Here is a 13,161-nt window from a genome sequence, read left to right as displayed (position 1 = left end):
GCATCATCTCAATAAAACCATTCTGTTAGTGGCATTTTGGTGGCTGTCATTATCTTAGATCTTCTTACCGTTCGCTCAATCATTTTATCTTACACTCAGTCACAATCTGCACTTGCACAACGGTTCAATAAATCGCCAGTACAATGATTACCTTTAAATTTAAATTTCTCAGGCATGATGAAAGCATTGTTAGTTGATGATGAAGTGAATAACCTGACAAGCCTGGAATTCCTTTTGCATCATGACTGTGAGGGGATAGAAGTTGCCGGTAAAGCACAGAATGCCAGAGAGGCACGGGAATGGTTACAGACTTATCATGCAGATGTGATCTTCCTGGATATTAATATGCCGGTTGAGGATGGATTTCAATTTCTAAAAAGCCTTAGCTTTCAAAATTTTAAAGTAGTTTTTGTAACCGCACACAATGAATATGCACTGCAGGCTATTAAGGCCAGCGCTGTTGATTATATTTTAAAGCCTGTTAATATTGATGAGCTTCAAAAAGCAGTAGAAAAAGTAAAAAGGTCACTAAACAACCCGGCTGCATTGGAACAGAATCATGCTTTACTTCAGCATCTTCTGGAAACAGTTAATAAAAAAATGCCACCCCAAAAAATCGCATTGCCGCAACTAGGAAGCATTAGCTTTATTGAGGTTGATGATATGGTATCCCTTCAGGCTGACAGCAACTATACCATTATTCATATGAAGGATATGCAGAAACTGGTGATCAGTAAAACACTGAAAGATTTTGAAGAGTTGCTGGATACGAAGCAGTTTGCAAGGATCCATAAATCTTATATTGTCAATCTCAGGTATATTAAGGAATACAGCACAATTGATGGTGGCATTGTCAAAATGAGCGATGGAAACCAGTGGAGCATCAGCCGGAGGCAGTTGGACATCTTTCTCGACAAAATGAAAATGGCCAGTTTGATGTTTGGCAAAAATAAATAGTACCTTCTATACAATTCTCTGTATAATAATCGTTTGTATGCGTTTTGTGGCTTTTCTTTTGCTAATTTTTTTTATAAGCCTTACCTGTCATGCACAGCAATCAAAATATACTGCTTTTACCGTAAGTGATGGCCTGCCGAGCAATAATGTATACAAATGTATTGAAGACAACTCAGGATTTTTATGGGTAGCCACTGATGCCGGAATTGCAAGGTTTGACGGGAAACGTTTCCAGGTATTTACTACCCTGCAGGGTTTGCCCGATAACGATGTGCTGGAAGTTATGAAAGAAAATAGCGGACGGATCTGGGTGAACTGTTTTAAACAGGGTCCGGCGTATTTTGACGAGGTGCAAAACAGGTTCATAAACGCAAGGGAAAACAGCAGCCTGGCAAAAGTAAGCGAGGGTACAAGCAATATGTATTCTTATCCGCTGAAGGAAGGCGGCGTATTATATGTGAATGAACGGGGATCTTTTATTTTCCGTAACAATAAACTAATTGAATACCCTACTTTAAAGATTGGTAATTTTCTTTTTAAGGAAAACAAGGATGGAACCCTATTGAGATGGACAGGAAACAAGCTTGATCCTGTGTTAAACTTGTTTCAAACAAAGATCTACCAAACAAAGGGTACAGCGTTTATTGATAGTCTCGTGATAACAACTACGAGCCGAAACGACCTTTCCGCCCGAAATATAAAACCCTCCGTTGACGATGGAAAATTATATATTTTCTATCCATCTCTGAGCAAATGCTTGATTTACAGTGATTTTAAAGTAAATCCTCTTCGTTTTAAAATGGATTCACTTAAGATTCCCGAACGTTTTTTCGTCTCTGGATTTACTCAAACCTATGTGTATTTGTTGGGAAACTCTGGTAAAATCTATGTTTTTGATAAAAAAACACTGCAACAGCTGCTAGTTATAAGCGGCAACTATTTGCCCAACTCCATGTTTAACGACAGTAAGGGAAACGTTTGGGCAAGCACCGTTGATAAAGGATTAATTCTGTATAAGAATAGCCAATTTACAACAATGGAAATGCCCCCTGATTTACAGGGAACAGTTCTTTTAAGTATTGCCCGCAAACGGGATGGAAGCTTGCTGGCGGGGAATTCCTACGGTGAGGTAGTTGAAACAGACGGAAGGACAAGTAAAATCCACCGCATACCCTCGCAAAGCAAAGATTTCAGGCAAAAAAAAATATTGATTTCGCAAAACAAAGTCTTTACTTTTTCTGAGGGAGGCATATATGTGAATTATACCAGGAAGTTGGTCAATCCAATAAACCAATCAAGTTATCCTGCAAAAACAGCCATGAGTTATAATGATAGCATCATCATTTTTGGGTTGACCTCGGGCTTAAACCAGCTTAACTCACGGACAGAAAAGGTTAGTCGTCTGGGTAGTATCTATAAAAGGATCGTGGCATTTACGAGAACAACAGATGGGATTATCTATTATGGTTCTACAGATGGCTTATATAAGCATGATTATGACAGGAACGTTTCTTCATCTCTAACTCAAAGCAACTCCTTGCTTAGCCATAGAATTACAGCACTTTGCGCAACACGCGATAAGCTGGTATGGGTTGCCACTTCCAGTAATGGCTTAGTTATCGTTAAGAACGATAAGGTATTGTTAAATATTACAGCAAAGGATGGTATCATCAGTAACTCTTTGCTGAGTATAAGCGCGGCAGGACCCGGAAAGATATGGCTTGGAACCAACCAGGGCATCAGTGTCATTACTTATAAATTACAAGGCAGAAATATCAGTTATTCCATTCAGAATCTCTCTGTTAATGACGGATTAAGCCATAATTCGATTAATGAAATGCTGTATCAAAAGGATACCATTTACGCTGCTACCGGTAAGGGTATTTCTGTAATACCCGCCAATATTTCTATTCCCAAATTTAATATACCGGTAAAATTGATTCGCATCACTATTAATCAGCGGGATACTATCCTGTCTGCCCGATATAAACTTGGCTATCAGCAGCAAAATATACAAATGCAGTTTGCCGGTATCGAGTTAAGCGGTCACTTTAAGAACCTGCAGTACACCCTGGATAAAAATGAAAACTGGACGAATTTAGATGAAAATACGCTGACCGTTCAGCTGAACAATGGCGCTCATGTTATCCAGGTTAGAGCGTTAGATGTAAACGGGAACATCAGCCCCAGAACACTCACCATACAATTTGACATTGCCACACCCTTTTGGAAGGCAATATGGTTTTGGTTGATTATAGCTTCCGTAATGCAATTAATAATTTTCTACCTGGTGAACCGGCGCCAGAAAAGAAGGAAAGAAGCGAAATTGGTGAAGGAAATTGCGGGGGTACAGACCGCATCGCTGGAGCAACAGGCTTTTACCTCCTTAATGAATCCTCATTTTATGTTCAATGCCCTTAACAGTATTCAGCATTATATTAATGTACAAGATAGGCAAAATGCCAACCGCTATCTCAGTGATTTTGCTTCCCTCATCCGGAAGAACTTTGAAGCAGCCCAGCAATCGTTTATCCCGCTGGAACAGGAAATAGAAAATATAAAAATATACCTGCGTTTAGAGCAAATGCGTTTTAATGACCGGTTTTCATATCAGATAATGATTGATGAAAACTTAGAACCGGAAGATTGGATGATTCCGACAATGATCCTGCAGCCTCTTTTAGAGAATGCATTACTGCATGGACTTATGCCTTCGGCAATAGACGGAGAATTGCTTATTGATTTGAAGCAACAGGATGGAAATTTACTGATCATCATCATAGATAACGGAATCGGCTTAGCCAACAGTCTGGCCCTGAAAGAAGATAGCGGGCATAGAAGCCGGGGCATGGAACTGATCAAAAAGCGAATTGCGGCACTCAGCCACTTTGGCTCGCAAGCCATTACCATTTCGATGTCGCCTGCATTTGCCAGTGAAAAAAATCCCGGAAATAAAATCTGCCTCTTTATTCCCGCCGGGCTGCACCTGGCCTGGCTAAAGGCGCAGCAGAAATAATACCGCTCACTCATTCATAACTGTCACACACACAATGGTTAATGCCTGTCAGGCGATGAGTCTTGCCCTGGTGATTAATAGCATTTAAATTAACCTGGGATTTGGTCTTCAAGGCTTTTAATCCTCTTTCTATATAATTCTAATTTAGATTGACAGAGATGGTAAAATTCCTTACAATTATATTTTCCCTGCTGACAATTCAGGCATTTGCTCAAACACATCCCATTACCAGTATAAACATTTCTTTGCCTGCCAGTCCGAGCCCCAATACAGCTAACTGGGGAGGCGGAACTTCGTTATTAACGATCACCGCAACGGCAAAAATGGATAATGGCCGTGTAGTTGCTGCGGCAGAGGACAGTAAATTATTGCTGATCATCAAAAAAGGGGGCGTAAAGGTCTGCGGTTCTTTCACCAGCGCAAACGCCGCGACCGCTAATTTTAATACAATAACAAAAGTCTGGAGCGGTAACCAGGCAGTTTCATTCTTTGGCCAGTCGTGCACATTGTTACCAGGTAATTATGAACTCAGCGTGCAGTTCTTCGGAACCAAAAACGGGGCTATAATTCCGGTTAGTGACGAAAAAACAAAGGCATTTTCTATTCCCTCAACCGGTCAAACGGTTTATCAGGCACCTCAGAATATTGCTCCTTTTAATGCTAAAATATTTACAGATGCCGCTTTATCTGTACCTATTGTATTCCAGTGGACACCTGTTATACCTGCACCGAATACGCCAGTTAAGTACCGTTTGAAAATATGGCAACTCCTCACAGGGCAAAGCGGAACACAGGCTATGACCGCAAATCAAGCCCTGATCACCAAAGATGTTAATGCCGTTACCCAGACTGTAATCACAAATCTGGTATCCCCGCCCTGCTTACCGCCTTACCGCTGTGAGTTTATCTGGACTGTTCAGGCGCTTAACAGCGATGGTAATCCGATAGGCGGAACTAATGGAACGAGTGCACCAACAACCTTTAAGTCGGAACCTCCAACTCCTCCGGTAACAGCATCAAACTCCACTTCTTGTACCACAACATCAACGAAGGCTTTTGTCATAGGAGATGAGATTGGCTTATCCGATGATTTTATCATGAAGCTCAGCACGGTTCCTACCGGAACGAATAATGCATTAAGCGGAAATGGAACAGTGTATGTAAAATGGCTGGGGGTACTGAACGTAAAATTTAAAGATATCAAGGTTAATGGAGATAATCAATTGTGTACGGGTGCGATATACACCCAAACAGATGCCAGCCAGGTGTACCCTACACAATGGGCGGTAAATGTGCTAAATAATACAAGCGCTGGTGCATGGTCTGTAAATAAAATAAAAAATATCAGTGACGGGATCCAGGGGAATAAAATCCTGAAGCCTTTGGTTCCGGTTTCCGACCAGGTTAATACATTACTCACAGTTGTCCCCTTGAACATGCCCCTGGGCTATTTCAAGGATAACGATGAAAATACGGCCATCGGATTCACAGAAATGATTTTTAAGCCAGACCACGCTGAATTTGAAGCAATTGCATCATTTACTACGAAGGGAATTTTTAATGACGCTTTTAATAACGGGACAGACGTTATTGCTTTCCAGGGAAAAGGTATTGAGTTTACCAAGAGTGGTCTTAGCGGGATAAGTGGATCGATTAAATTACTGGAGCCCATCACCTTTTTATACGCCAATTCCGGAACCGAAAGTTTAAAACTGACTTTTAATAAGGAGGGTGCCGGACATATTGGGAACGGGCTTGTGTTCAGTGCAGCCAACAATGAGTACTGGAAATACAATCTTGATGCAAATGTAGCTTTACCAAAAGAATGGCTTGTGCCCGTTGATCCAGCCAAAACAAACGTCGATATGAATTTCCAGCTTGAGATTGTAAACTGGGACGACTTTGTGCTTCAGGGAAATTTACCTGCCTGCTCCATCGCAAATTCAAATGGTTTAGGGATAGAATCGGGCTTAATCGCTTATGATCATTCGGCCATAAGCAATGCCACGGGAATGGTGTTTCCAACGGGTTATACAGGTAATACCAATACTATGTTCTCGGGTTTTTATCTTAAGGACTTTAAACTTACCCTGCCAGATCAGCTAAGGAGCTATGCTGATACCACAAACAAGGTGCAGGTTATTGCCCAAAATTTAATCATTGATAAGGATGGGGTGACTGGAAAAATTCTCGGTAACAATGTATTAACCTATCCCAAAGCTAATATTGGTAATCTGGGCGCCAGCATTGATACGGTTAAAGTAAGCTTAAATAATAGCGTGTTAACCGAGGCTAAAATGTTAGGCAAGATCACATTGCCGCTCAGTACCGCCGACGACAACAGTAACGCAATTGATTATTCAGCCCTGTTTTTACCGGGTACAGCTACCCAGACAAATCCACAATCTTCCATCACTTTTGCATTGCATCCCGGACAGGATATTACGTCTAAATTTTTAGGAGACGGAAAAGTCCAGATCGATCAAACATCTTCACTGAACCTTATCTTAACAAAATCGGCTGCTAACAAGCGTGAAATTTATCTGGCAATTGACTTGAACGGCAAGCTTCATTATCCTACAGGAAAAATAATTGACCCGGGTGGCAGTCTTCCTCTCGATCTGGATCTTTCAGCCAACTTTCAGCACCTCGGCATGGTCTATTCAAAAAACAGCCAGGAAACATTCACCTTAAATACCGGAAACTGGTCTTTCGCCAGTCCGCAGAAGAAGCTCTCCGGATTTGCCTTCACCATAACCGAGGTAAAGCCAAAGATAGAGCCTATTGGTGCGGGCAGCGAAAAGCAATACCTGTTTAAAGGAGGAGTTGAATTTGTAGCCAAAATAAATATTGGAAGTGAGAATTCAACGGTACAAATTAGCGGGGATACGAAAATTGCTTTAACGGGTGCCATTGAATCTTCAAAATACACACCTCCTGCAGCATCAGGGAACAATACAAGTGTCGCCAATCTGAATACGCTCACTTCGCAGCTTCAAACAACGACCGCAATAACAAGTGCTAATACAGGGGTCATAACGGCCGCTGTAAAAGCAGATTACGGTTTTTTGACGCAGCTAAAGCCTAAATATCTGGGTGTTAAAGTAGAAAACATTCATATCAATGCTACAATGCCGGCTTTAACTATTAAAGGCAGCGTAGAATTTTATAAACAGCACCCGGCATACGGTAATGGCTTCAAAGGAGATCTGCAGGCAAAATTTACTACCCTGAATACTTCTATACAAGCCGGTGCCATATTTGGCAATACCAAATATATTCCTGGAAATGTGGGTAATGGCTTCAAATACTGGAAGGTAGAAGCACAGGTTAACTTGCCCCCTCCCGGCATTGTATTCATGACCGGTCTGGCATTCAGGGGTTTTGGCGCCGGGGTTTATAGCCGGATGAACATGACGGTACCCGCGGTTTTTAATCCGGCAACCGCCAATGCCAGTACGTTTGCAGGGGCCGTATTTACGCCGGATATTTCGGTGAAGATGGGGTTCAAAGCAAAAGCAATCATAGCCACCACGCCTAAAGAAGAAACGTTTAATGGCAGCGTAGCGTTAGCCGCCCAGTTTAATACTTCCGGAGGAATGAACAACATCAGCATCGATGGGCTCTTTAGTTGTGGCGCGGAGATCGGGCAGGAAGCGAATGCTTTTGCCAATGGAGCATTAAACATTGCGTACGATTTTCCGCTTAAAAAATTCAGCACCAACCTGCTGATCAATTTTAATAAAGACCCAATTAGTACCCCATCCGGCCCTGTTAATGCGCATTTTTATATTGATGGGATGAAGAATGAATGGGCATTTACTTGTGGGCTACCTTCTACGTTGAACACGGTAAGGTTATTTGACCAGGTTAATGTTAGTTCGTATTTAATGTTTGGCAATAAGATCCAGGTTCCTTCAGGGTTTATGCAGCCTACAATTGCCGGGTTTGCAAGCATCGGAAAAGCACTTCCTGCATTTTCTGAAACTGCAGTTAGTTCAGAATCGAAAACAGCGAAGGGATTTGCTTTTGGCGTAGGTGTTTTTGCAAGTGCTAATAACACTAAAGTAATCAGCAGCGGAAACAAGTATTCTGCAGGCATTAAATACTCCTTTAATATTGGAAGTGAGATCAATGCTTCCCTGATGCAGTATGAGAATTGCCCTGGTTTCGGAGATGGATGGCGCATCAAATCTGGTATCGCATTATTTGCAAAGATGGATGGCAAGGCTTATTATGATTGGCAGGGAAAATATATACAAGAGTATAATGAGGTTAATCTGATATCTCTGGGTTTTGGAGCTTATGCTTATGCAGAATTCCCAAAGCCTTTTTATGCCGAAGGATCTGTTAGCGGCAATGCCCAGGTTTTAGGTCTGATAAATTTCAATTTTTCTGCCGAATTTAAAACTGGTGAACAGTGCGAAGGAACCAGTGTTGATGTTCCCGATGCAGTTTATGCACAGGAGGATGCAGAAGAGAGCTTAAATTATACATTAATCAATAGCATCGTCACGCCAGGAAGCGCTACCGGAGTGCCGCGAACTGCATCTTTTTCGGTATTATTAAACTACCCGGATAATCAGGAATTTGCTATTCAGGAACAGCAGTCAAGCGGCCAGATCAACGTAAGAACCTTCCGCGCTGTTTATACTCCAACCTTAACGCAGGATTCTACCGGAGGAGGTGCCATGGCACTAAATACCAGTAACCCAATCCAAACCCAGGTAGCTGGCACTAAGCTGACGGCAACGAATGCAGGAGGCCTCGCGAATAGCAATGCCAACAATAAGCCTGCAATCAGCCAGCTGGGAACTCCTCAAAAGGCCAGTTCTGCAGTTTCCAATTCGGTTGGTCTAGTTGCTTCAGGCTATGATGCTCTCGGAGCCAGGGTGTACAAGCTTACAAAAACCGGCATAACCACCAATGCGCTTAAAGCAAATACAAGTTATAGGTTCCAGGTAGTTGGCCGTTTGGAAGAAAAAATCAATAACAGCTGGCAGGTGGTTAAGCATAGCACAACTAACGCACCAATCGTGAGGACTAAGAAGATCTATTTTAAAACGAATGCGGAAACGGTGGGGACTGGAAGCGCGGTTAAACAGCTAGCAAAGAGTGCTGCCAAATAATGAGAAGGCACAATTATATGTCATTGCGAGGGAGGCACGACCGCGGCAATCTCAACAGTCAAAGCATCAGACTTGTGATAAAGAGATTGCCGCGCTACGCTCGCAATGACAAAAAGAATGCTTTAATGCCGCTACCAATCAAATCATAATCAAATGAAAAAAATATGTTGCATCCTTTTCCAGGCAATGATCAGCTCTCTCTGTTTTGCGCAGCAGTCCGGGATCCCGAATAACGTGACACTTGCAATTAGTGCCCGGAGCTATGCAGATCGTATTGTTTTGCGCTATGCTCCTGCCAATCCAATATTGTTTAATCAGGCAAATAAGGTCGGCTATATAGTTGAACGGGCAAATTTTATCAATGGTGTGTCTAATGACAAATTAACCTTTGCACCAATCGCCGGTTCACCGTTTAAACGCTGGAGCGAAGAGCAGTGGGAAAGGGCATTAATTGAAGAAAAATTAAAAGATAGTACAGCTGCCAAAATAGCCGGCCTCGCAATGGTATTTTCTGATCCTGATGCCACTGCACAGGGAGGGGATGTAATGAAAGATGGACTCAAGTCCTTTAAAGATCAAAAAGACAATGCCGATATGCGCTTTGGATTTGCATTAATAGCGGCAAACAGAAGCAGGGTAGCCGCTGAAGGTCTGGCAGTACGAATTTCAGACCCAACGGTTAGCCTGGGCCAAACCTATGTTTATCGTGTTCGCATCAACCAGCCAATTTCAAATGTCGCAAATGAAATAGCTTATGTAAAAGTAACATGTGGGAATTTTAATGAAAAATACCTAAGCAATAATAAGACAGTTAAACTCAGTGAAGGAGATGGAGCTATCGCATTTTCTTTTCCCGAATCTTTGGAATATTATGCATTTACTGCTGAACGATCTGACGATAATGGAGCTACATATAAAAAAATTATAAAAACCCCTGAACTAAACCTAAAGCCGACAGGATTTACCGGAAAGTCAGACTTTGCATACGGCGATACCGGCTTAACTAATTACAAAAAATACCGTTACCGTATATGGGTTTCTACGCCATTTGCAGATGAAATGATATTGTCCGAATTTATTGCTATTCCGAAAGACAAGACACCACCTCCTGCTCCATTTTTGAAAACTGCAACTCACATTAAACCTAAACAGGTTGAACTTCTTTGGGAACTAACTGCAAAAAATACAGGCGATCTGAAAGGATTTACTATTAAACGAGGTGCCCAGGAAAACGGGAGATACAGTTTAATTTCAAAAGGAATACTGTCTGCTAGTACGCGGAACTACATCGACGAAACATTTGACCCGGATGGTTCCAACTATTATGTAGTGGAAGCGGTCGATACTGCTGGAAACAGCAGCCACTCCTTTCAGGCTTATGTTACTTTAATTGATAGTATTCCCCCGGCAATGCCATTCATTTCCTCTGCAATAATAGATTCTGTTGGTAAGATCAGCATTAAAGTGAGACCTAACACAGAAAGGGACTTTATGGGATACCAGGTTCTTAAAGCAAACTCTAAGGACCACGAGTTTTCAGTTGTAACAGAAACGTTTAAAGACAGCCTGGGGCGTACTACCTTCACATTGAACGATTCCACAACCTTAAACACACTCACGAAAAATATCTACTATAAAGTTGTTGCCTTTGATACTCATTTTAATCAATCCGTCCCATCCAAAATCATCGAGCTTACAAAAAGAGACACCATACCTCCGGTAAGCCCATTAATTACGGGTTTCATTGTTAGCGACACCTCTGTAGTGATCAACTTTGTAAACTCAAGCAGCGAGGATGCCGCACGTAATATCCTATTAAGACGAGAGATCGGCCAATTGAAATTCGACTCCCTCTTTTCTAATACCAATGCCAGCATCACTAAATATACTGATGTAAAAATTACTGGCGGACGACAGTATGAATATGCCATGATTGCCAGGGATGACGGCGGATTGTCATCCAAAATCTCCAGAAGTATCCAGATAAAAACTTTATTGAATAACAGGCTCCCGGCACCGATCATTCAGGGCACATATGACGGCCAGGCAAAGAAAGTATCCCTGTCATTTGTCGTTGATGACAAAGTGATAAACCGTCGGTTAAAAGTAGAAATCTATAAAAGAACTGATGAAAAATCGCTTTGGAAGACTTATAAAATTATTGATTTCGAAAAAGGAAAAACTTTTGTTGATGAGCCTGCAGAGGGGCAGAAGGGAATGAACTATACCATACGACTAACGGACGCAAATAAGAACGTTTCAAATTTTAGCAATGAACTGCAATTGAAATATTAATGATCAGATAACAGTCATGGACCACCTTGCCAAAATTGCTTTGATAATCCTTTTAGTGCTGTCCTCACAAGCAAGTGCCCAGGAAAAAAAGAAACCGTTCACTATTGGCGGAGAGATGGGTATGTGGTATGAAGGTTATGGGCTTAACAAAGCTCCCAGTCCGGCAGTACCCGATTTTTACCAGGCCCGCCGTCCATGGAACCTCTTCAGATATTCGTTTAACCCCACACTTACGGTTGGAAAATGGACGGTTCCTTTCAATTTTAACTTTAGTCCTGCGCAAAATAATTTCATTACTGCTGCAACAGGGGGGCCGCAAAGTGTTTGGCAATTCTTAACCAATCCGGTAAATAATTTTGGTGTCCGTCCTAAATTTGGCAGTACTGAACTCCTTCTGGGAACACAAAATCAGCAGTACAGTGAGCTGAGCACCGGCGATCTGGGTGTATTTGGATATGGTGTGAATCTGGCACCCGGAAAATTCCGGATTAAACTATTTAACGGGGTATCCCAAAGGCCCATTAATTATCTGGCTCCTACAATTTTGCCTCCTTTTTCCGGAGTGATTGGTGCCTACCAGCGCAATCAGTGGATGGCCCAGTTGGGGCTTGAAAAGGAAGGAAAATATTTTGCGGGATTCAATTTTGTAAAATCCATAGATAAGCGTAATTCAGTTACATCAGCTCCCTTATCTCCCCTGGATCCGCAGGAAAATATGGTGGTCAGCTTTTTAGCCAAAGTCAGTTCTGAAAAAGGCTGGGATTATCATATCGAGATTGGACAAAGCTTTTATACACGGAATTTAAATACCCCATTGTCTGCCAGCCCGGTTGAAGACTTTAAACCCTTTATTAATTCTCACACATCCACCGGGAAAGATAATGCACTGATAGCAGGTATAATCAAAAAGGGGAAAGACTGGGAAGCAGGAGCGAAATTCAATTATTACGGTGCAGGGTACTATACGGCTGGCTACCCTTTCATGAACAACGACCGGATGGAATACCTGGCTAATACCCGTTTTAATATCTGGAAAAAGAAGATGAACGTAGTTGCCAGTATTGGCGAGCGCTTTGGCAACCTGAGCCGTATTTCCGGCCCCAGCCTGACCAAACAAATAATTGCCAATGTGAATGTTTTTACCCAGTTTAATGAGCGATTCAGCCTGAATACCAGCTTTAATAATTTTGGATTCAATTCCCCCGGCCTTGCCGGATATCGAAGTGTTAGTGATGAGATAAGTATCAATCCTGCGTATACCTGGATTAACAGTAAAATGAGTCAGCTGATAAGTGGAACATATACCTGGAGCAAATATGATGAAACCACAATTGTACCGGCTTCAACCACTCACAATAACACGCAGACCGTGCTCATTCTTTACGTTCCAACATTTTTTACCAAAAAGATTAGCCCTGATTTTAGCCTGATGTGGTTCCAGAACAAGGCCCCTTCACTTAAACTAAACCTGATAAGTGCAACCACCGGAGTGAACTGGAAGCCTGCTCCAAAGATTAGTCTGAAAGGACAGTTACAATATAGTCTGAGCACTGTAGATCCTTTCACAGCAAATAGAAATCTTCTAGCAACCAGTGGTTTTGACTGGGATATTTATAAGAAGTTAACCTGGCAATTTTCTATGACTGCTAATTTATATCACTATGGAACGGAATTGCCTGGAAGTTCATTCACACCGGCATATCCGGGCAGTCCGGAATATTTAGAAAGTACATTGAGAACGGGTTTACAATATAAATTTTAGAA

5 protein-coding genes are annotated in these 13,161 nt (G+C 41.9%); all 5 read left to right on the top strand.

The features are described from left to right. Positions 1-174: 174 nt before the first annotated feature. On the top strand, positions 175-957 hold the full coding sequence (locus Q8M41_RS13730) for a LytTR family DNA-binding domain-containing protein (protein WP_305365850.1): 783 nt from the start codon (positions 175-177) through the stop codon (positions 955-957). Between the two features lie 37 nt (positions 958-994). Then, positions 995-3,973 (top strand): histidine kinase, encoded by a 2,979-nt coding sequence (locus Q8M41_RS13725; RefSeq protein WP_305365849.1) that lies wholly within the window; start codon positions 995-997, stop codon positions 3,971-3,973. Between the two features lie 158 nt (positions 3,974-4,131). After that, the gene (locus Q8M41_RS13720; RefSeq protein WP_305365848.1) at positions 4,132-9,102 is read left to right on the top strand and encodes a hypothetical protein; all 4,971 of its coding nucleotides are present in this window, start codon (positions 4,132-4,134) and stop codon (positions 9,100-9,102) included. A gap of 153 nt (positions 9,103-9,255) precedes the next feature. Then, a complete protein-coding gene (locus Q8M41_RS13715; RefSeq protein ID WP_305365847.1) occupies positions 9,256-11,397 on the top strand; it encodes a fibronectin type III domain-containing protein in 2,142 nt (713 codons plus the stop codon). 16 nt (positions 11,398-11,413) lie between these two features. After that, positions 11,414-13,159, top strand: coding sequence for a hypothetical protein (locus Q8M41_RS13710; RefSeq protein ID WP_305365846.1), 1,746 nt, complete (start codon positions 11,414-11,416; stop codon positions 13,157-13,159). Positions 13,160-13,161: the final 2 nt, after the last annotated feature.

The organism is Daejeonella sp. (assembly GCF_030684675.1).
Taxonomy (GTDB): domain Bacteria; phylum Bacteroidota; class Bacteroidia; order Sphingobacteriales; family Sphingobacteriaceae; genus Daejeonella.
The sequence above is the reverse complement of the archived record's forward strand: the minus strand, read 5'-3'. Positions and strand labels throughout refer to the sequence as shown.

What these genes read in the sequence shown, in the direction of transcription:
- Q8M41_RS13720 (WP_305365848.1), top strand. Translation starts at nt 4,132, where the DNA reads ATGGTAAAATTCCTTACAATTATATTTTCCCTGCTGACAATTCAGGCA.
- Q8M41_RS13710 (WP_305365846.1), top strand. Translation starts at nt 11,414, where the DNA reads ATGGACCACCTTGCCAAAATTGCTTTGATAATCCTTTTAGTGCTGTCC.
- Q8M41_RS13715 (WP_305365847.1), top strand. Translation starts at nt 9,256, where the DNA reads ATGAAAAAAATATGTTGCATCCTTTTCCAGGCAATGATCAGCTCTCTC.
- Q8M41_RS13725 (WP_305365849.1), top strand. Translation starts at nt 995, where the DNA reads ATGCGTTTTGTGGCTTTTCTTTTGCTAATTTTTTTTATAAGCCTTACC.
- Q8M41_RS13730 (WP_305365850.1), top strand. Translation starts at nt 175, where the DNA reads ATGATGAAAGCATTGTTAGTTGATGATGAAGTGAATAACCTGACAAGC.